This window comes from Mycobacterium heidelbergense (assembly GCF_010730745.1).
Taxonomy (GTDB): Bacteria; Actinomycetota; Actinomycetes; order Mycobacteriales; family Mycobacteriaceae; genus Mycobacterium; species Mycobacterium heidelbergense.
Genome location: NZ_AP022615.1, coordinates 133,248 through 152,574, shown reverse-complemented (window position 1 = coordinate 152,574; position 19,327 = coordinate 133,248). Strand labels below are relative to the sequence as shown.

18 protein-coding genes are annotated in these 19,327 nt (G+C 69.2%); 12 read left to right on the top strand and 6 right to left on the bottom strand.

What is annotated here, in order from left to right:
- Window positions 1-2 precede the first annotated feature (2 nt).
- The 5 genes from G6N25_RS00695 (at window position 3) to G6N25_RS00675 (ending at window position 6,357) form a co-directional block, all read left to right on the top strand.
- Window positions 3-1,661 carry an ABC transporter substrate-binding protein gene (locus tag G6N25_RS00695; protein ID WP_083072603.1) on the top strand — a complete coding sequence of 553 codons (1,659 nt, stop codon included), beginning with the start codon at window positions 3-5 and terminating at the stop codon, window positions 1,659-1,661.
- Complete coding sequence (locus tag G6N25_RS00690; protein WP_083072602.1) at window positions 1,658-2,200, top strand: adenine phosphoribosyltransferase; 543 nt, start codon at window positions 1,658-1,660, stop codon at window positions 2,198-2,200. The genes G6N25_RS00695 and G6N25_RS00690 overlap by 4 nt, the downstream gene beginning before the upstream one ends.
- 121 nt (window positions 2,201-2,321) lie before the next feature.
- Window positions 2,322-3,395, top strand: coding sequence for a hypothetical protein (locus tag G6N25_RS00685; RefSeq protein ID WP_083072601.1), 1,074 nt, complete (start codon window positions 2,322-2,324; stop codon window positions 3,393-3,395).
- Window positions 3,379-3,891 carry a hypothetical protein gene (locus tag G6N25_RS00680; protein WP_083072600.1) on the top strand — a complete coding sequence of 171 codons (513 nt, stop codon included), beginning with the start codon at window positions 3,379-3,381 and terminating at the stop codon, window positions 3,889-3,891. Before G6N25_RS00685 ends, G6N25_RS00680 begins: the two co-directional genes overlap by 17 nt.
- A 108-nt stretch (window positions 3,892-3,999) precedes the next feature.
- Window positions 4,000-6,357: a RelA/SpoT family protein gene (locus tag G6N25_RS00675; protein ID WP_083072848.1), complete on the top strand. Its 2,358-nt coding sequence runs from the start codon at window positions 4,000-4,002 to the stop codon at window positions 6,355-6,357.
- Window positions 6,358-6,456: 99 nt separating this feature from the next.
- On the opposite strand, the gene G6N25_RS00670 is transcribed toward G6N25_RS00675, so the two are convergent.
- The gene (locus G6N25_RS00670; protein ID WP_083072847.1) at window positions 6,457-8,160 is read right to left on the bottom strand and encodes a protein kinase domain-containing protein; all 1,704 of its coding nucleotides are present in this window, start codon (window positions 8,158-8,160) and stop codon (window positions 6,457-6,459) included.
- A gap of 38 nt (window positions 8,161-8,198) precedes the next feature.
- Window positions 8,199-9,101, bottom strand: a complete 903-nt coding sequence (locus tag G6N25_RS00665) for a peptidylprolyl isomerase (RefSeq protein ID WP_083072599.1) — start codon at window positions 9,099-9,101, stop codon at window positions 8,199-8,201.
- Window positions 9,102-9,204: 103 nt separating this feature from the next.
- On the opposite strand from G6N25_RS00665, the gene G6N25_RS00660 reads away from it, so the two are divergent.
- From G6N25_RS00660 to G6N25_RS00645, 4 genes are all read left to right on the top strand, one after another.
- Window positions 9,205-9,867 carry an MBL fold metallo-hydrolase gene (locus tag G6N25_RS00660; RefSeq protein WP_083072845.1) on the top strand — a complete coding sequence of 221 codons (663 nt, stop codon included), beginning with the start codon at window positions 9,205-9,207 and terminating at the stop codon, window positions 9,865-9,867.
- Window positions 9,864-11,126 carry a histidine--tRNA ligase gene (hisS, locus tag G6N25_RS00655; protein ID WP_083072598.1) on the top strand — a complete coding sequence of 421 codons (1,263 nt, stop codon included), beginning with the start codon at window positions 9,864-9,866 and terminating at the stop codon, window positions 11,124-11,126. Before G6N25_RS00660 ends, hisS begins: the two co-directional genes overlap by 4 nt.
- Before the next feature lie 76 nt (window positions 11,127-11,202).
- Entirely contained in the window at window positions 11,203-12,702 is a 1,500-nt protein-coding gene (locus G6N25_RS00650; protein WP_163672330.1) for an HNH endonuclease signature motif containing protein, read from the top strand.
- A gap of 46 nt (window positions 12,703-12,748) precedes the next feature.
- A complete protein-coding gene (locus tag G6N25_RS00645) occupies window positions 12,749-13,777 on the top strand; it encodes an Rv2578c family radical SAM protein (protein WP_083077401.1) in 1,029 nt (342 codons plus the stop codon).
- Between the two features lies 1 nt (window position 13,778).
- Here the strand turns inward: G6N25_RS00645 and G6N25_RS00640 are convergent, their stop codons facing one another.
- Window positions 13,779-15,350, bottom strand: a complete 1,572-nt coding sequence (locus G6N25_RS00640) for a purple acid phosphatase family protein (RefSeq protein WP_083077402.1) — start codon at window positions 15,348-15,350, stop codon at window positions 13,779-13,781.
- Window positions 15,351-15,420: 70 nt separating this feature from the next.
- Between G6N25_RS00640 and G6N25_RS00635 the strand changes: the two genes are divergently transcribed.
- The gene (locus tag G6N25_RS00635; protein WP_083077404.1) at window positions 15,421-15,861 is read left to right on the top strand and encodes a hypothetical protein; all 441 of its coding nucleotides are present in this window, start codon (window positions 15,421-15,423) and stop codon (window positions 15,859-15,861) included.
- Here the strand turns inward: G6N25_RS00635 and G6N25_RS00630 are convergent, their stop codons facing one another.
- On the bottom strand, window positions 15,862-16,200 hold the full coding sequence (locus tag G6N25_RS00630; RefSeq protein ID WP_083077406.1) for a gamma-glutamylcyclotransferase family protein: 339 nt from the start codon (window positions 16,198-16,200) through the stop codon (window positions 15,862-15,864). It abuts the gene before it with no gap.
- The gene (locus tag G6N25_RS00625; protein WP_083077407.1) at window positions 16,197-16,718 is read right to left on the bottom strand and encodes a helix-turn-helix domain-containing protein; all 522 of its coding nucleotides are present in this window, start codon (window positions 16,716-16,718) and stop codon (window positions 16,197-16,199) included. The genes G6N25_RS00630 and G6N25_RS00625 overlap by 4 nt, the downstream gene beginning before the upstream one ends.
- Before the next feature lie 54 nt (window positions 16,719-16,772).
- On the opposite strand from G6N25_RS00625, the gene G6N25_RS00620 reads away from it, so the two are divergent.
- Both G6N25_RS00620 and G6N25_RS00615 read left to right on the top strand, forming a co-directional pair.
- A complete protein-coding gene (locus tag G6N25_RS00620) occupies window positions 16,773-17,558 on the top strand; it encodes an aldolase (RefSeq protein WP_083077413.1) in 786 nt (261 codons plus the stop codon).
- 8 nt (window positions 17,559-17,566) lie between these two features.
- Window positions 17,567-18,445, top strand: coding sequence for a dihydrodipicolinate synthase family protein (locus G6N25_RS00615; RefSeq protein WP_083077415.1), 879 nt, complete (start codon window positions 17,567-17,569; stop codon window positions 18,443-18,445).
- On the opposite strand, the gene ypfJ is transcribed toward G6N25_RS00615, so the two are convergent.
- Complete coding sequence (gene ypfJ / locus G6N25_RS00610) at window positions 18,442-19,320, bottom strand: KPN_02809 family neutral zinc metallopeptidase (RefSeq protein ID WP_083077416.1); 879 nt, start codon at window positions 19,318-19,320, stop codon at window positions 18,442-18,444. The two genes, G6N25_RS00615 and ypfJ, sit on opposite strands and share 4 nt — an antisense overlap.
- Window positions 19,321-19,327: the final 7 nt, after the last annotated feature.

Here is a 19,327-nt window from a genome sequence, read left to right as displayed (position 1 = left end):
CGATGGTGCGAGCCGGCTGGCGGGGGCCAAGGGGATGTGCATCCGTCGGGTTGGCCGCGACGCTCGTGGCGGCCTTCGCCCTCACCGCGTGCTCCGGCAGCGCCGCCTCGCAGATCGACTACGTGGTCGACGGCCCGCTGGTCACCTACAACACCAACACCGTGGTGGGTGCCGCATCGGCCGGGGCGCAGGCCTTCGCCCGCACGCTCACCGGCTTCGGTTATCACGGCCCCGACGGGCAGGTCGTCGCCGACCGCGACTTCGGCACCGTCTCGGTGGTCGGCGGCGCGCCGCTGGTCCTCGACTACCAGATCGCCGACAACGCCGTCTACAGCGACGGCAAGCCGGTGACCTGCGACGACCTGGTGCTGACCTGGGCGGCCCAATCCGGCCGGTTCCCCGGATTCGACGCCGCCACGCAGGCCGGCTACGTCGACATCGCCAACGTCGGGTGCATCCCGGGCCAGAAGAAGGCCCGGGTGTCGTTCGTCCCGGACCGCGGCGTCGTCGACTACACGCAGCTGTTCTCCGCGACCTCGATGATGCCGTCGCACGTCATCGCCGATCAGCTCAACGTCGACGTGACGGCGGCGGTGCTGAGCAACAACACGCAGCTGGTGGAGCGGGTCGCGAAGCTGTGGAACACCACCTGGGACCTCAGGCCCGGCGTGGACCTGAAGCGATTCCCGTCGTCGGGACCGTACAAGATCGACCGGGTCCTCGACGGCGGCGCGGTGGTGTTGGTCGCCAACGACCGCTGGTGGGGTCCCAAGGCGATCACCAAGCGGATCACCGTGTGGCCGCAGGCGGCCGATATCCAGGACCGCGTCAACAACCGCAGCGTCGACGTGGTCGACGTCGCGGCCGGGTCGTCGGGAACGCTGGCCACCCCGGACAACTACCAGCGCAGCGACACCCCGTCGGACGGCATCGAGCAGCTGATCTTCGCGCCGCAGGGACCGCTGTCGCAGCCCAAGGCCCGGCGCGCGTTCGCGCTGTGCACGCCGCGCGACACGATCGCGCGCGACGCCGGGGCGCCGATCGCCAATTCGCGCCTCCAGCCGGCCACCGAGGACGCCATCGCCGCCGCCGACGGCGTCAACGAGGCCGCGCCGTTCGGCCACGCGGATCCCGCCGCCGCCCGCAACGCGCTGGGCGGTGCGCCCCAGACGGTGCGGGTCGGCTACCAGGGACCCAACGCGCGGCTGGCGGTCACCGTCGGGGTCATCACCAAATCCTGCGCCCCTGCCGGCATCACCGTCTCGAACGTCACCCTGGACTCCCCGGGGCCGCAGGCGCTCAAGGACGGAAAGATCGACGTGCTGCTGGCCAGCACCGGTGGGGCCACCGGCAGCGGATCGACCGGATCGTCGGCGATGGACGCCTACGACCTGCACAGCGGGAACGGCAACAACCTGTCCGGCTACGTGAATCCCCAGGTCGACAGCGTGATCGGGGCACTGGCGGTGTCGGCCGACCCCGCCGAGCGGGTCAGGCTGCTGGCGCAGGCGGCCCCGCTGCTCTGGGCCGACATGCCGACCTTGCCCCTGTACCGCCAGCAGCGGACGCTGCTGGCGTCGAAGAAGATGTATGCCGTCGGCAGGAATCCGACGCGCTGGGGCGCGGGCTGGAACATGGACCGATGGGCGCTGATCGAATGACGGGCGCCGGCGGGGCGACCCCCGTGGCCGAGCTGATCGCGTCTCTGACCCGCGAGGTCGCCGATTTTCCGGAGCCGGGCATCCAGTTCAAGGACCTCACCCCGGTCTTCGCCGACCGGCGGGCGATGGCCGCGGTGACCGACGCGCTGGCCGACGTCGCGTCCGGTGCCGACCTGGTGGCCGGCATCGACTCCCGCGGCTTCCTGGTGGCGGCGGCCGTCGCCACCCGCCTGGGCACCGGCGTGCTGGCCATCCGCAAGAGCGGCAAGCTGCCGCCGCCGGTGCACGCCGAGCGTTATGACCTGGAGTACGGCAGCGCCACCCTGGAAATCCCCGCCGACGGCATCGAGCTGCCCGGCCGCACCGTCGTGATCATCGACGACGTGCTGGCCACCGGCGGCACCATCGCCGCGGCGGCCCGGTTGCTGCAGCGCGCCGGGGCCCACGTGCCCGCGGCGGCGGTGGTGATGGAGCTGACCGGGCTGGGCGGTCGCGAGGCGCTCGCGCCGCTGCCGGTGCACAGCCTGAGTCGCGCCTAAGCCATCCGCGGTGACTGGTAGGCAGCCACAGGCCTGCCTACACTTCCGCCTGTGCAGCAGCTAACGAGGCCGACTCAACGAACGAGCTGGCTGCTGTGGCCCACCGGATGACCGTGTAGCGATGTCGGCGGTCGCAGGATTTCCCGGCCTTTCGCAGCTTTTGGCCTGGCCCACCGAACATCTCACGGAGGCGGCCGACCATTGGGAGGCCGTCGGCGGGCGCAGCTACCTGGTCGCCAATCAGGTCTGGCGAGACGCGCTATCGATCGAATGGCACGGCGAAGCCGCCGACGCGCTGCGCACCGTAACCCACGCCGACATGCTGACGACCAGCGCGGTAGCTGACCAGTTGCACGAGGCGGCCAAAGTTGCCCGCAGCGGGGCTTCGGATCTGTATGCAGCGCGCTCACGGGTTCGCTACGCGGTGGAAGACGCCCGCAGGGCGGGATTCGATATCGGGGAAGAACTCTCAGTCACCGACCGGTTCAGCGGTCGTCCGCCCGTGCAGCGGGCCGCTCGGCAAGCGCAAGCGCACACTTTCGCCGGCGACATTCGTCAGCGTGCCGCCCAGCTGGTGGGCCTCGACCAGCAAGTTGCGGCCAAGGTCACCGCGGCCGTGGCCGGAATCCGCGATACTTTCCCACAGAACCCGGGCCCTAGCGCTCAGCGGGACCACAACCGGGTCCACGCCGTCGACAACCACACCTTCAAGCAAGATCCTCCACCACAGTCACCGCCATACCCGATCAATGAGGTGATCGCCGAGGCAACCGACCAGGATGGCAACCATGTCGTGCTCCGGCGCGGTTACTACGACGCGACCACGCGAGAGGGGTTCGGATGGGACAAGGCCTACTGGAAGCACGGCGTAGTGAATCCAAACGTGTTCAGAGACCTTATTTCGCACAGCCGGCCGGTGAGCAACACAAACGGAACCCTCGTCTATGACGTCCAGATCAACCGTACTCACTGCTCCGAGGGTCTATTAGGGATTGCCAATTGCCAGGACACGGGCGAGAGCGTGACGATGAGAATTGTGGCGAACGTTAATGACGGAAATCCTGACGTACCGGGCGGCGGGCAGAAAGGGGTGATCGCGATGTATCCCCTTCCAGGAGGCAGTGGAGTGGTCGAATTGGGGCCGAAATGGACGTGGACTCCGCCCTGGGTGAACAACAATGTACCCATCAACTGACGCCACCGACGCCCAATGTGGGTTCGCCGCGGCCGTGCTGCGAAAGTTATTGCGGCACATAGAATGTGAAAGCAAGAACGAGGGACGCTACGCCTTTCTGGTCTCACATGCCTGGACCGAGGGCCCGATGATGTACGTGGTGTACACCGCCCCGCCGTCCGACATCACCTGGGGATTGGTCCGCGATACCAGGAAGTCAATCATCAATCCGAGCCCATGGCCGGATCTGGACGAGGCGGTGCTGTACTACTACCTGCTCGATTTCGAGGAGGATTGGCCGGGTCGGTTCTCGCGCCAGCCCGGGGAGCCCGACAGCATTCGCTGGTTCGGTCATCGGCACGCAGGTCTTCCAGAGCGCCCGTCGGACATCCCCGAGGCCTATCGGTACACGCCGTCGATGGGAGCGTCCTGTGCGGGGCACCGCCGAGAACCCAGTCGGCCCGTGACCACCGAGCCTCGGCGATACGCGGATCCACTTTCGCCGGAAGGCCCCTAAACCAGCCGTCAGATCGCACGGATGGCCAACGGTCCAGGAGATCGTTTGCCGCAGGGCACCCGGCCGTGCGCGGTTTTGGCGATATCCTCGAGATCGGAGGTGACCAACGTGGCGGACGACCAGAGCACGACGCAGGCCCTTGACGCGCCCGCGGAACCGCCGGTCACCGAGACGCCGGAGCCGCCGGCCGAGACGCTGAAGACGTCCAGCAGCGCCTCTCGCCGGGTCCGGGCCCGGCTGGCCCGGCGGATGACCGCCCAGCGCAGCACGCTCAATCCCGTGCTCGAACCGCTGGTGGCGGTGCACCGGGAGATCTATCCCAAGGCGAACCTGTCGATGCTGCAGCGGGCCTTCGAGGTGGCCGACCAGCGCCACGCCAGTCAGTTGCGCCATTCCGGCGATCCCTACATCACCCACCCGCTGGCCGTCGCCAACATCCTGGCCGAATTGGGCATGGACACCACCACTTTGGTGGCCGCGCTGCTGCACGACACCGTCGAGGACACCGGCTACACGCTCGAGGCGTTGAGCGAGGAATTCGGCGAGGAGGTGGGCCACCTCGTCGACGGCGTGACCAAGCTGGATCGGGTGGTGCTGGGCAGCGCCGCCGAGGGCGAGACCATTCGCAAGATGATCACCGCGATGGCCCGCGATCCGCGGGTGCTGGTGATCAAGGTCGCCGACCGGCTGCACAACATGCGCACAATGCGCTTCCTGCCGCCGGAAAAGCAGGCGCGCAAGGCCCGCGAGACGCTGGAAGTCATTGCGCCCCTTGCGCATCGGCTGGGAATGGCCAGCGTCAAGTGGGAGCTGGAAGACCTGTCGTTCGCGATCCTGCACCCCAAGAAGTACGAGGAGATCGTCCGGCTGGTCGCGGGCCGCGCGCCGTCCCGCGACACCTATCTGGCCAAGGTGCGCACCGAGATCGTCAACACCCTCAACGCCTCGAAGATCAAGGCGACGGTGGAGGGCCGGCCCAAGCACTACTGGTCGATCTACCAGAAGATGATCGTCAAGGGCCGCGACTTCGACGACATCCACGACCTGGTCGGCATCCGCATCCTGTGCGACGAGATCCGCGACTGCTATGCCGCCGTCGGCGTGGTGCATTCGCTGTGGCAGCCGATGGCGGGGCGGTTCAAGGACTACATCGCCCAACCCCGATACGGCGTGTACCAGTCGCTGCACACCACCGTGGTTGGGCCGGAGGGCAAGCCGCTGGAGGTGCAGATCCGCACCCGCGACATGCACCGCACCGCCGAATACGGCATCGCCGCGCACTGGCGCTACAAGGAAGCCAAGGGCCGCAACGGCGTTCCGCATCCGCACGCCGCCGCCGAGATCGACGACATGGCCTGGATGCGCCAGCTGCTCGACTGGCAGCGGGAGGCCGCCGACCCGGGTGAGTTCCTGGAGTCGCTGCGCTACGACCTTGCGGTGCAAGAGATCTTCGTGTTCACCCCCAAGGGCGACGTCATCACCCTGCCGACCGGGTCGACGCCGGTGGACTTCGCCTACGCGGTGCACACCGAGGTCGGCCACCGCTGCATCGGCGCCCGGGTCAACGGGCGGCTGGTCGCGCTGGAACGCAAGCTCGAAAACGGCGAAGTCGTCGAGGTTTTCACCTCCAAGGCGCCCAACGCCGGGCCGTCGCGGGACTGGCAGCAGTTCGTGGTGTCGCCGCGCGCCAAGACGAAGATCCGGCAGTGGTTCGCCAAGGAGCGGCGCGAGGAGGCGCTGGAGGCCGGCAAGGAGGCCATGGCCCGCGAGGTCCGCCGGGGCGGACTTCCGTTGCAGCGCTTGGTCAATGGCGAGTCGATGGCCGCGGTGGCCCGCGAGCTGCACTACGCCGACGTGTCCGCGCTCTACACCGCCATCGGCGAGGGCCACGTGTCCGCCCGGCACGCCGTGCAGCGGTTGCTGGCCGAGCTCGGCGGCATCGATCAGGCCGAAGAGGACCTCGCCGAGCGGTCCACGCCCACGACCATGCTGCGCCGCCCGCGCGGCAGCGACGACGTCGGAGTCTCGGTCCCCGGCGCCCCGGGCATCCTGACCAAGCTGGCCAAATGCTGCACGCCGGTGCCCGGCGACCAGATCATGGGGTTCGTCACCCGCGGCGGCGGGGTCAGCGTGCACCGCACCGACTGCACCAACGCCGCGTCGCTGCAACAGCAGTCCGAGCGCATCATCGAGGTGCTGTGGGCGCCGTCGGCGTCGTCGGTGTTCCTGGTGGCCATTCAGGTCGAGGCGCTCGACCGGCACCGGCTGCTGTCGGACATCACCCGGGTGCTCGCCGACGAGAAGGTCAACATCCTGTCGGCCTCGGTCACCACCTCGGGCGACAGGGTGGCGATCAGCCGGTTCACCTTCGAGATGGGTGACCCCAAGCACCTCGGGCATCTGCTCAACGTCGTGCGCAACGTCGAAGGGGTCTACGACGTCTACCGGGTGACGTCCGCCGCCTGACGGCCATCCAGCGTGCGCTGACGGCGTCGACTGTGCGCCCAGGGCGCAAATTTGCGGCCGAAAATCACACCGTCAGCTCACACGCGATAACCGAACGGGTCAGCCCAGCCGCACCGAGGTGATCGTGACCGTGCCGGCGGGCATGCCGCTTTGACGATTGCCGGCGACGCCCGCCTTGGCGATCTTGTCGAGCGTCACCAGGCCCGCCTGGTCGACCGTGGCGAACACGGTGCACTGCGGCTCCAGTTCGGCGTCGCGGTACACCATGAAGAACTGGCTGCCGTTGGTGTTGGGTCCGCTGGTGGCCATAGCCACGGTGCCGCGCGGGTAGATCACCGTCGCCTTGAGCGCGGGATCGCCGGCCTTGTACTGGTTGGTGGGATATTCGTCGGCGAATTCATAGCCCGGCCCACCGCTGCCCTCGGTATCGGGGCCGCCGCACAGCAGCGTCCCCCCGTCGGGCGCGTCGACGAGGCGGCCGCATTCGGTGTTGTCGAAGAATCGTTGCGTGGACAGGCTGGTGAAACTGTTTACCGTGCAAGGAGATTCGGCGTTGGCGAGTTGGATGCCGATATCGCCGACATTGGTGGAGATGGTGGCGTGGATCTGGGCCGGGTCGGTGGACACCCTGCCCGACGGCGGCGGGTTCACCGGCTTGCTGGCCGGGTCCGGCGAGGCCGGGTACTGGCAGTCGGCGCCGGGGTCGGCGGGAGGCGCGAACGCCGGCAACGGCGGCACGGTCTGGGCGGCCGTCGGCGACGATCCGGCCCTGGCCGGCACCCGGGCGCGGGTCGGGGTAGTGGTTGCCGCGCTGTTTGAGGGGCCGTGGCTCTGGGTCACCAGGGAGATGACCAGGGCGACCACCGCCGCCAGCGCGACGACCGACCCGCCGACGATGCCCAGCACCATGCGCCTGCTCAGTGCCCTCGTCGGAGGCTGCGGGGGCGCTTGCCGTGGGCGGGGCGCTACCGCGCCGAGGGGAGCGGCCAGTGCGGCTCTGGCGGCCTCGGCGAGCTCGATTGCCGACTGGTAGCGGGATTCGACGTCCTTGGCCATCCCGCGAGCCACCACCGCATCGAGGGCCGGCGGCACGCCGGGTGCGGCGAGGGACGGCCGCGGCGGTGGCGCGTTCACATGCGCGTTGAGCTGCTCCTCAAGGCTGTCGCCGGGGTAGGGGCGGCTTCCGGTCAGGCACTCGTACAGCACGCAGGCCAACGAATACACGTCGGCGCGGTGATCCGTTGTCCCCCTGAAGCGTTCGGGCGCCATGTACGCCACGGTGCCCATCGTGTGCCCGGTGTTGGTGAGCGTGGTGTCGGTGGTGGCCCGCGCGATCCCGAAATCGATCAGATACACGAAGTCCCGCGCGGAGGTGACCAGGATGTTCTTCGGTTTGACGTCGCGATGTATCAATCCCGCCCGGTGGGCGGTATCCAGCGCCGCCGCAACCTGTTCGATCACCGCGACCGCGCGTTCGGGGCTGAGCCGTCCGCCGTTTTCGGCGATGTACTGCGGCAGGTCGCGGCCCTCGATCAGGCGCATGTCGACATACAGCCGGCCGTCGATGTCGCCGTAGCCGTGGATGGGCACCACGTGCGGGTCGTTGAGGCTGGCCGCTATGCGGGCCTCGCGGCGAAACCGTTGCTGAAACTGGTGGTCCTCGGCCAGATGCGGCGGCAGGACCTTGAGCGCGACCACCCGGTCGGTGGTGGCGTCATAGGCGCGGTACACCTGCCCCATCCCGCCGTGACCCAGCACATCCAGCAATTGGTACTGGCCAAATGACTTCCCGGACAAGGCCATCGCCACCGGTCTCCTCCCCGCAGGCGCCGCTTAGGCGGTTAATCGAGCAGCAGCGACTTGATGGTCACTTCGGCGGTGGGCGCCCCGTCTTCGCCGCCGCCGGTGATGCCGGCCTTGGCGATCTTGTCCAGCGTGGCCAGCCCGTCGGCCTGAATCGTGCCGAACACCGTGTACTGGGGCGGCAGCTGGGAGTCCTTGTAGACCATGAAGAACTGGCTGCCGTTGGTGTTGGGCCCGGCGTTGGCCATCGCCAGCGTGCCGCGCGGGTAGAGCACCGGCTCCTGCAGCTTGGGATCGTTCGGCGGGTATTGGTCGGTGGGGTACTCGTTGGCGAATTGGTAACCGGGACCGCCGGTCCCGTCGCCCTTGGGGTCGCCGCATTGCACGACGCCCAGCGTCTCCGAGGTGGTCAGCCGATGGCATTTCGTGTTGTTGAAGTAGCCCTGGCCGGCGAGACTGGCGAAACTGTTGACGGTGCAAGGCGATTCGTTGTTGGCCAGCATCAGCCCGATGTTGCCCTGACTGGTCACCATGCTCGCGCTCACCTGGGCCGGATCGGTCGGGACCTTGCCGGTGCGCGGCGGCTTGACCGGCTTGGCGGCCGGCTCTTGGGGTGTCGCCGGGTACTGGCAGTTGGCGCCCAGGTTGGCCGACGGCGTGAACGCCGGCAACGGCGGGACATGCGGCGTCGGCCCGGCGGACGTCGTGGCCTCCGGGGAGCTGCTGGCGGCCGTGGTGCTGGTCGTTGCCGCGGTGTTGCTCGTGTGCCCGTGCTTGGTGTTGACGACCGCGATCGCTACCGCGGCGATCACGGCCACCGCCACGATCGAGCCGCTGGCGATCACCAGAATCCGGCGCCGTCGGGCCTGCTTCGCCCGGCGGTCCAGCTGCCGTTCGAGTTTGCGCTTGGCTGTGGCGCGTCGCTGTTCATTGGTCGGCACGGCCGGTATGCCTCCATGTTCGATAGGGGCCCGCGGTAGCCAGCCCAGGCTAATGTGGGCGTCGCGGGAGGTGTCAAGTGGGCCCCGTGGGAAACTGGGAATCGTGTTGATCACCGGATTTCCCGCCGGCGCGTTGCAGTGCAACTGCTATGTGCTGGCCGACCGGCCCGGAACGGACGCCGTCGTCGTGGACCCCGGTCAGCGCGCGATGGGCCCGCTGCGGCGCATCCTCGACGAGAACCGGCTGACGCCGGCCGCGGTGCTGCTCACCCACGGGCACATCGACCACATGTGGTCCGCCCGCAAGGTTTCCGACACCTACGGCTGCCCCACCTTCATCCACCCCGAGGACCGGTTCATGCTGACCGACCCGATTTACGGCTTCGGTCCGCGGGTCGCGCAGGTGGCGGCGGGCGCCTTCTTTCGCGAGCCCAAGCAGGTGGTGGAGCTGGACCGCGACGGCGACAAGCTCGATCTGGGCGGCGTGACCGTCAACGTCGACCACACCCCGGGGCACACCCGCGGGTCGGTGGTCTTCCGGGTTTTCGGGGACCAGGATGTCGTCTTCACCGGCGACACGCTGTTCGAGCGCTCGGTGGGCCGCACCGACCTGTTCGGCGGCAGCGGCCGCGACCTGCTGACCTCGATCATCGACAAGCTGCTGGTGCTCGACGACGACACCGTCGTGCTGCCGGGACACGGCAATTCGACGACCATCGGTGCGGAGCGGCGCTTCAATCCATTCCTGGAGGGCCTGAGCGGGTGACCCAGTTTTTCGCTCCCAAAGGGGTGCCGGACTACGTCCCGCCCGATTCGGCGGGCTTCGTCGCGGTGCGCGACGGGTTGCTGGGCGCCGCGCGCCGCGCCGGCTACGGCGACGTCGAGCTGCCCATCTTCGAGGACACCGCTTTGTTCGCCCGGGGCGTCGGCGAATCCACCGACGTGGTGTCCAAGGAGATGTACACGTTCGCCGACCGGGGCGACCGCTCGGTGACGCTGCGGCCCGAGGGCACCGCCGGGGTGGTGCGCGCGGTGATCGAGCACGGTCTGGACCGCGGCACGCTGCCGGTCAAACTCTGTTACGCGGGGCCGTTTTTCCGCTACGAACGCCCGCAGGCCGGCCGCTATCGCCAGCTGCAGCAGGTCGGCGTGGAGGCGATCGGCGTCGACGACCCGGCGCTGGACGCCGAGGTGATCGCCGTCGCCGACGCCGGGTTCCGCTCGCTGGGCCTCGACGGGTTCCGGCTGGAGATCACCTCGCTGGGCGACGAGAGCTGCCGCCCCCAGTATCGGGAACTGTTGCAGGAGTTCCTGTTTGGGCTCGACCTCGACGAGGAGACCCGGCGGCGCGCGCGACTCAACCCGCTGCGGGTGCTCGACGACAAGCGACCGGAGGTGCGGGCGATGACGGCCGGCGCGCCGGTGCTGCTCGATCACCTGTCCGACGTGGCCAAGCAGCACTTCGACACCGTGCTGGCCCACCTGGACGCGCTCGGGGTGCCCTACGTCCTCAACCCGCGGATGGTGCGCGGGCTGGACTACTACACCAAGACCACGTTCGAGTTCGTGCACGATGGCCTGGGCGCGCAATCCGGCATCGGCGGCGGCGGCCGCTACGACGGCCTGATGCGCGAGCTCGGCGGGCAAGACCTGTCGGGCATCGGGTTCGGGCTCGGGGTGGACCGGACCCTGCTGGCGCTGCGCGCCGAGGGCAAGAGCGTGGGGGAGACCACGCGCTGCGACGTGTTCGGCGTGCCGCTGAGCGAGCCGGCCAAGCTGCGGCTGGCGGTGCTGGCCGCGCAGTTGCGCGCGTCGGGTATCAGGGTGGATCTGGCCTACGGTGACCGGGGCCTCAAGGGTGCGATGCGCGCCGCCGATCGTTCCGGCGCGCGTCTCGCGCTGGTGCTGGGCGATCGTGATATCGAGGCCGGGACGGTCGCGGTGAAGGACCTCGCGACGGGTGACCAGGTGTCGGTGCCGACGGACTCTGTCGTCGCCGACGTGCTGGGGCGCCTCGGCGGCTGAGCGTCGCGGGGGACGTTGTCCACAGCCCGGAGGCGTTGGGTGTTTTGTGTCGGCCCCCTTCGCTATAGTCGAATGTATGTTCGATGAGAAGGTGCGGCGTGAGGTTCACGCTCGGTTCGATGAGATGTTCGAGCGGCGTTATCCGTCGACGACGGCGGAGTCGGCGGCCTTGTTGGATCGGATTGGTGCGGCTTCGCGGGCGGAGAATCGGGCGGCGGCGGCCCAGCTGGAGTTGATCGGGCGGTTGTTCGCGTATCGGTTGTCGCGGTGTGGTGAGACCGAGGAGTGGGCGATTGACACGATGGAGGCGGTGGCCGCCGAGATCGGCGCGGCGCTGCGGATCAGCCAAGGGTTGGCGTCCAGTCGGCTGCGCTATGCCCGGGCGCTGCGTGAGCGCCTACCGAAGGTGGGTGAGGTGTTTAAGGCCGGCGATATCGACTACCGGACATTTCAGCTACTGGTGTATCGCACGGATTTGATCACCGATCCCGACGTGCTCGCCACCGTCGATGCGCAGCTGGCGGCCAGTGTGGTGCGGTGGCCGTCGATGACGCAGGGCCGGTTGGGTGCGCAGGTGGACAAGATCGTGGCCAACGCTGACGCCGATGCGGTGCGGCGACGCCGCGAGCGCGTGACCGGCCGCGAGGTGTGTATCGGGCCGGTGGGTGATGGGCTCTCCGACATCAGTGCGACCGTGTTGACCCCGGATGCCCGCGCCCTCGATCAGCGCCTCACGGCGTTGGCGGCCACGGTGTGCACCCACGATCCGCGCACCCGTGCCCAGCGCCGCGCCGACGCGGTGGGGGCGCTGGCCGCCGGCGCCGACCGGCTGGGGTGCCGCTGTGGACGCGGCGATTGCGCGGCCGGAAAGCGGCCGGCGGCGGGCCCGGTGGTCATTCATGTGATCGCCGAGCAGGCCACCCTCGCGGGCCGCTCGGCGGGACCCGCCTCGGCGCTGGGCGCCGACGGGCTCATCGCGCCGGAGCTGATCGCCGAACTGGCCATGTCGGCCAGGCTGGTGTCGCTGGTCCACCCCCTGGATGCCGCGCCGGAGAACGGCTACGTGCCCTCCAAAGCGCTCGCTGATTTCGTGCGCTGTCGGGATCTGACGTGCCGCTGGCCCGGTTGTGATCGCCCCGCCGTCGGCTGCGACATCGACCACACCATCCCCTACACCGCCGGTGGGGCCACGCATGCGTCCAACCTCAAGTGCTACTGCAGAACTCACCACTTAATCAAGACGTTCTGCGGCTGGACCGACCAGCAACTACCCGACGCGACACTGATCTTGACCTCCCCGACCGGACAGACCTACGTCAGCACCCCGGGCAGCGCCCTGCTATTCCCCAGCCTGTGCGCACCCACCGGCGAACTACCCACCCCACCCACCACCACCGAGCGCCACAGCGAGCGCCGCAGCGAGCGCACCGCCATGATGCCCCGACGCCGCCGCACCCGCACCCACGACCGCGCCACCCGCATCGCCACCGAACGCCACCACAACCGCCAAACCCGCCTGGCCACCCAAACCAAACACACCGGCCCCGCACCACCCGACGACCCACCACCCTTCTGACCTTCTGAGCTTGACTAGCAATCGAACTATTGTTCGAATAGAAGGCATGCGCTGGGCCAGCCAGGCCGTCGCGGTCAACGGGGACCCCGTCGATGACGGGGCACTCCCGGGGCTGCAGCGCATCGGCCTCGTCCGCAGCGTGTGCGCGCCGCAATTCGAGGGAATCACCTTCCACGAGGTGCTGTGCAAGTCGGCGCTCAACAAGGTGCCCAACGCCGCCGCGCTGCCGTTTCGGTACACCGTCAACGGCTACCGCGGCTGCTCGCACGCGTGTCGCTACTGCTTCGCGCGCCCCAGCCACGAGTACCTCGACTTCGATAGCGGCGCCGACTTCGACACCCAGGTGGTGGTCAAGACGAACGTCGCGGAAGTCCTCACACGCGAGCTGCGCAGGCCGTCGTGGCAGCGCGAGACGGTCGCGCTGGGCACCAACACCGATCCCTACCAGCGCGCCGAGGGCCGCTACGCGCTGATGCCGGGCATCATCGGCGCGCTCGCCGCATCCGGCACGCCGCTGTCCATCCTGACCAAGGGCACGCTGCTGCGGCGCGACCTACCGCTGATCGCCGATGCGGCGCAACGGGTTCCGGTATCGGTCGCGGTGTCGCTGGCGGTCGGCGACCCGGAGCTGCACCGCGACGTGGAGCCGGGCACCCCGACGCCGCGGGCGCGCCTGGGCCTCATCGCCGCCGTCCGCGACGCCGGGCTGGGCTGTCATGTGATGGTCGCGCCGGTGCTGCCGCACCTCACCGACTCCACCGAGCACCTCGACGGGCTGCTCGGCCAGATCGCCGCGGCGGGCGCCACCGGCGTGACGGTTCTCGGCCTGCACCTGCGCGGCTCGACGCGCGGCTGGTTCATGTCCTGGCTGGCCCGCTCGCATCCGGAACTGGTCGGCCGCTACCGCGAGCTGTACCGGCGCGGCGCCTACCTGCCGCCGGCCTACCGCGAGGCGCTGCGGGACCGGGCCGCGCCGCTGATTGCCAAGCATCGGCTGGCCGGCGACCGTCGCCCGTTCCCGCCGCCCGCCGCACCGGCAGCCCCGCCGGAACCCGTTCAGCAGACGCTGTTTTGAGCTAGCCGTGCCCGTCACCGCGAGGCTTGGTCAGCGTGAACCGGTCCACCGCGGTGACCTCGCCGAACGGGCCGCTCAGCGCGTAATGCGTCGCCTTGATCGAGGTGTTCCCGCCGGGCAAACCCGGGTCGACCTCGAAAGCCGCGAAACCGTAAGGGTTATCGCGATCGCGAAACGCCGACCATGGCGCGTCCTCCAGGACGTAGATCGGCGCCTTGCGGCCGAGCCCGGGATCGAATGCCCCGACGCCGGTCAGCACGCGGCACCGCGGCTCGGGAAAGAACATCCCGTTGGACGGCAGCGACGTGCCGCCGCCACCGATGACGACGTGCACGGTGCCCCGGGTCGAGTCGATCAGCTCGTTGCCGGTGTCCACGGGCATCGGCGTCCGGGTATCGGTGCCCAGCGTTCCGCGCAGCGGATGCGACCGTTCGTAGTGATGCTCGTGGCCGCACACCACCAGATCGACCTGATACCGGTCGAACAGGGGCAGCCATTCCTCGCGGACCCCCAGGTCGGCGCCGTTGGTCTTGTCGGCGGTGGAGATCGCCGTCTGATGCATGCAGACGACTATCCAATCGACGTCCGGGTCGCGCCGCGCGGCGGCGAGTTCTCCTGCGAGCCAGCGCTTTTGCTCGCCACCGGAGTAGCCGCGCACGTAGAAGTTGCCGCCGTCTTGGAAGCACACGTCGTCGTTGTTGAGGCTGATCACCCGCACCGAGCCGGCGGTGAACGAGTACCACAGCCCACGGGTCTCCGGACCGGATCCCGAATCCGGCAACGCGAAGTAGGTTTGATAGGCGCCGTAACCGACTGGCCCGTTGCCCCATTCGTTCTCGTGGTTGCCCGCCGCCGGCATCCACGGCCGGTACCGCGCCGAGCGCGTGTTGTTCTCAAACCAGTTCGACCAGGTGCGGATCCGGTCGTGCGCGAGGTTGGCGTAGCACAGGTCGCCGTTGATCAGGTTGAACAACGGACCGAGCCGCTCGATCGCCAGCGTGGTGTCCCCGGCCGCCGGCGACGCGATGTTGTCGGTGGCATAACCACCGTCGGGCAACCTCGCCAGCGTCGGGGTGGACTGGTCGCCGAAGCTGGTGAAGCGCAGCGGCTTTCGCCCCGACGGCGCGGTCCGCACCGTCCCCTGCTCCGGCTCGGCGCCGTCGTACATCGCGGCGTACACGTAGTCGGTGTCCGGGGTCAGGCCGGTCAGGCGGGCGTGGTTGACGCGAACCTCGTTGTGGGACTTGGCGTCCCGGTAGGTGCGGGTTTCGGCCGCGACGGTGCGCCCGAACCCGGACGCCGGCGTGCCCAGCGCGACACGCGGGTTGCGGACCGGCTCGGTGGTGTGCCAGGACACCACCACCTCGGTGGCGGCGTTCGCGCCGAATTGCAGGTGCAGGCCCGTCACCGGCGGCGCGCCGTCGCGATCCGGCTGAAACCAGACACCGGGTCCGCGGGGCGCAGACCACACCAGCGCGGCCCCACCGCCAATGCCCGCCCCGAGGGCGGCCGAGACCGCGCCCGTAGTCAACAGCCTGCGGCGGCTGATGCCGGAGGCGGGATCGTCACTCATGCCTGATTCATACCCGAGCCAGGCTCCCTTCCGCCGAACTCGCGGTAACGAATCCGGTAGCGTTCCCGATATGACGAACGTGCGAAAAGTGACCAGCGGGGTCGCGTTGGCAACGTTTGCAGCCGCCGCGGCGGTGGCGATCACGCCCGCGACCTCACACGCGGACCCGGCCGGCCATCAGGTGACCTACACCGTGACGAGTCCCAACAACCTGACCGCCACCGTCCAGTACATGAACTCCGACCCACCCAGCCAGGCGGCGTACAACGCGGACTCGTCGAAGTACATGAACAACGTGCAGGCCCCGCTCAGCGGCGGGCAGCCCGTCGTCTACTCGACCACGCTGGCAAACCCGAACCAGTGGGCGATCGTCACCGCCAGCGGCATCCTGCACTGGCCGGATTCGGGCAACGGCCCCGCCTCGTTTCACTGCGAGATCGCCGTGGACGGCCAGGTTGTCGCGAAACAGGACGCCACCTCCGCCGTCACCTGCGCGACGCGGCCCTGGTAGTCAGCCCGCGAACACGTACACCCACGCGGTCGCACCCGATCGCAGCGGCACCGCGATGCGGCGGTAGTCGTCGACCTCGTACTGGTCGGCGGCGGCGAGCTCGGCCTCGCTGATGGCGAACACCGTCCCGTCGACGTGCGCGTCGGCCCGATCGGACGGCCGCAGGATCGGGTGGCGGTCGCTGCCGCTGGTCGCGACGACGTGCGGGTCGGTGATGGTGACGTAGTCCAGGTCGTATCCGACGATGGCGTCGAGGTGGCCGTCGAGCTCGCGGCCGAACGTCGCGCGCTGGACCTCCGGCTGCCGCAAGGTGCCGTAGGAGAACAGCAGCTCGGTCATCGCGGCTCGCCGTGTGCGACGACGACGACTTCGGGGCGCTCGGCGCCGACCGCCCGCATCGTGTGACCAACGGACGCGTCGAAGTAGGCGCTGTCACCGGCGCCGAGCGCGATCGTCCGATCCCCGTAATCGAGCTCGACACGTCCGGCGTGCACGAACACGAACTCCTGGCCCGCGTGCTCGGGGCGGGGATCGTCGGCCGGGTTCTTCGTGGGGCGAACCACGAAGGGCGACATGGACTTTCCCAGCAGCGACGACGCCAGCGCCCGGTAGCGCCCGCCGCCGGCGCCGCCCGGGGCCCGGTCGACGGCGATCTTCTCCTCGGCCGCCTCGTCGGAGAACAGCCGCCCGACGTCGACGTCGAGCGCCCGCGCGACCCGCAGGGCCACCGCGATCGACGGTGTGCTTTGGCGGCGCTCGATCTTCGACAGGTAGCTCTTGGTCAGCCCCGTCTGCCCGGCGAGTTGCTCGAGGGTGAGGCCGCGTTGCCTGCGGACGGCGCGAAGCAAAGCCGTCACCGGCGGCCCCCCTCTCATGACACAAGGTTTCCTATGGTGCTACCATTGTGTCACATGGCCGCCACGTTTTCCGACTCGAAGTCCGACCTGATGCGTCGGGCCGCCGAACAGCTGGCCGCCGACCAAGCCGATTCGCGGCTGACCACCCGGCAGAAGCTCGCGCTGACCTGCCGCGCGCTGTTCGACGCCGGGCACGATTCCGGGCTGGCCGGACAGATCACCGGCCGGGCCGAGGCCGCCGGGACCTACTACACCCAGCGGCTGGGCCTCGGCTTCGACGAGGTCACCGAAGGCAATCTGCTGCTGGTCGACGAGGATCTCAACGTCCTCGACGGGGACGGAATCCCCAACCCCGCCAACCGCTTTCACAGCTGGATCTACCGGGCGCGGCCCGACGTCCAATGCATCGTGCACACCCATGCCTTTCACGTCGCGGCGCTGTCGATGCTGGAGGTCCCGCTGATCGTCTCCCACATGGACACCACGCCCCTCTACGGCGACTGCGCGTTCCTCGCCGAGTGGCCCGGGGTGCCGGTCGGCAACGAGGAGGGCGAGATCATCAGCGCCGCGCTCGGCGACAAGAAGGCGATCCTGCTGGCCCATCACGGCCAGGTGGTGGCCGGCGCGAGCGTCGAGGAGGCCTGCTCGCTGGCGGTCCTGATCGAGCGCGCCGCCAAGCTGCAACTGACGGCCATGGCCGCCGGCACCGTCAAGGAACTCCCCGAGCGTCTCGCCCGCGAGGCCCACGACTGGACCCTGTCGCCGCAGCGCAGCCGCGCCAACTTCGCCTACTACGCCCGCCGCGCGCTGGCCCGCCACCCCGACGCCCTGACGAGCTAAGGAGCCCCGTGCCCGAGCCTAAGATCCACGGCATCATCGCCTACCCGGTGACGCCGTTCGACGAAGGCGGCATCGACGCCAAACGGCTGGCCGCGCTGGTCGAGAAGCTCGTCGCCTCCGGCGTCCACGCGATCGCCCCGCTGGGCAGCACCGGCGAATTGGCCTACCTCGACGAGCCCGAGTTCGACGCCGTCGTCGACGCCACGATGGCCGCCGTCGCCGGCCGGGTGCCCGTCGTCGTCGGCGTGTCGGATGTGACCACCGCCAAGACGATTCGGCGCGCCACGTACGCGCAACGGTCGGGCGCCGACGCGGTGATGATCCTGCCGGTGTCGTACTGGAAGCTCACCGAGCGCGAGATCGCCCAGCACTACCGCAGCATCGGCGACGCGATCGGGATCCCGATCATGGCCTACAACAACCCGGCCACCAGCGGCGTCGACATGCGCCCCGAACTGCTGGTCGACATGTTCGAGACCATCGACAACGTCACCATGGTCAAGGAATCCACCGGCGACCTGTCGCGCATGCGGCGCATCGCCGAACTGTCCGGCGGCCGGCTGCCGTTTTACAACGGCAGCAACCCGCTGGTGCTCGACGCCCTGAAGGCCGGCGCCTCCGGATGGTGCACGGCCGCACCGAATCTGCGGCCGCAGCCGTGCATCGACCTGTACGACGCCGTGCGCGCGGGCGACCTCGACAAGGCGCAGGCGCTGTACGACGACCTCAGGCCGCTGCTGGAGTTCATCGTCGCGGGCGGGCTGGCCACCACCGTGAAGGCCGGCCTGGACCTGCTGGGTTTCCCGGCCGGGGACCCGCGCGCGCCGCTACTACCGCTCGACGAGCAGGGCCGAACCACGTTGCGGGGCTTGCTGAGTGGCGTTTAGCCGAGGTTGGTGGCGGCGAAGGTGTCGCACTGGTGCGGGTCACCGCTCTGGTAGCCGACGGTGAACCACTTCTGCCGTTGCGTGGCCGACCCGTGGGTCCACGACTCGGGGTTGACGCGTCCGCTCGTCTCCTTCTGGATCCGGTCGTCGCCCACCGACGCCGCAGCCGACAGGGCGTCGGCAATGTCCTTGTCGCTCAACGGCTCCAGGTACGGTACGCCGGTGCTCTCCTGCTTGACCGTCGACGCGTAGTGCGCCCAGATGCCCGCGTAGCAGTCCGCCTGCAGCTCCGCGCGCACGCCGTTGCCGCCGGCGCCCTGCGCGCCCTGCTGGGCGCGGCCGAGGATGCCCTGCAGGTTCTGCACGTGATGGCCGTATTCGTGGGCGACCACGTACTCCTGCGCGAATGGTCCACCGCTGGAACCGAATCGGTCGACCAGCTCCTTGAAGAAGTCGGTGTCGAAGTACGCCGTTCGGTCCACCGGGCAGTAGAACGGCCCCACCGCGGTGGTGGCGTGCCCGCAGCCGGTCTCCACCGAACCGGTGAACAGCCGCACGTGCGGGCGGGTGTAGCCCTGCATGAGCTGATGCCACACCGCGTCCACCGAGTTGCCGGTGGCGATCACGCGGCACTGCACGTACTTGTTGGCGTCGGCCCCGGTCCTGCACTGGCTCAGGTCGAAACCGGGCGCGACGTCGTCGCGGGTGTCCATGGGCTGCTGGGTGACGACGCCGCCGGGGTCGACGCCGAGGAACATCGCAATGACGAGGATCAGCAGCCCGCCGATGCCGCCCCCGAGGGCCATCCGCATGCCGCCCCCGCCGGACGACGACGCCGTGCTGGTGTCGATCTGCATACCCTCGTTGAAGGTCATGGCTAAT

What these genes read in the sequence shown, in the direction of transcription:
- G6N25_RS00620 (WP_083077413.1), top strand. Translation starts at nt 16,773, where the DNA reads ATGGCCGCCACGTTTTCCGACTCGAAGTCCGACCTGATGCGTCGGGCC.
- G6N25_RS00685 (WP_083072601.1), top strand. Translation starts at nt 2,322, where the DNA reads ATGTCGGCGGTCGCAGGATTTCCCGGCCTTTCGCAGCTTTTGGCCTGG.
- G6N25_RS00680 (WP_083072600.1), top strand. Translation starts at nt 3,379, where the DNA reads ATGTACCCATCAACTGACGCCACCGACGCCCAATGTGGGTTCGCCGCG.
- G6N25_RS00670 (WP_083072847.1), bottom strand. Translation starts at nt 8,160, where the DNA reads ATGGCCTTGTCCGGGAAGTCATTTGGCCAGTACCAATTGCTGGATGTG.
- G6N25_RS00650 (WP_163672330.1), top strand. Translation starts at nt 11,203, where the DNA reads ATGTTCGATGAGAAGGTGCGGCGTGAGGTTCACGCTCGGTTCGATGAG.
- ypfJ (WP_083077416.1), bottom strand. Translation starts at nt 19,320, where the DNA reads ATGACCTTCAACGAGGGTATGCAGATCGACACCAGCACGGCGTCGTCG.
- G6N25_RS00640 (WP_083077402.1), bottom strand. Translation starts at nt 15,350, where the DNA reads ATGAGTGACGATCCCGCCTCCGGCATCAGCCGCCGCAGGCTGTTGACT.
- G6N25_RS00635 (WP_083077404.1), top strand. Translation starts at nt 15,421, where the DNA reads ATGACGAACGTGCGAAAAGTGACCAGCGGGGTCGCGTTGGCAACGTTT.
- G6N25_RS00695 (WP_083072603.1), top strand. Translation starts at nt 3, where the DNA reads ATGGTGCGAGCCGGCTGGCGGGGGCCAAGGGGATGTGCATCCGTCGGG.
- G6N25_RS00630 (WP_083077406.1), bottom strand. Translation starts at nt 16,200, where the DNA reads ATGACCGAGCTGCTGTTCTCCTACGGCACCTTGCGGCAGCCGGAGGTC.
- G6N25_RS00645 (WP_083077401.1), top strand. Translation starts at nt 12,749, where the DNA reads ATGCGCTGGGCCAGCCAGGCCGTCGCGGTCAACGGGGACCCCGTCGAT.
- G6N25_RS00690 (WP_083072602.1), top strand. Translation starts at nt 1,658, where the DNA reads ATGACGGGCGCCGGCGGGGCGACCCCCGTGGCCGAGCTGATCGCGTCT.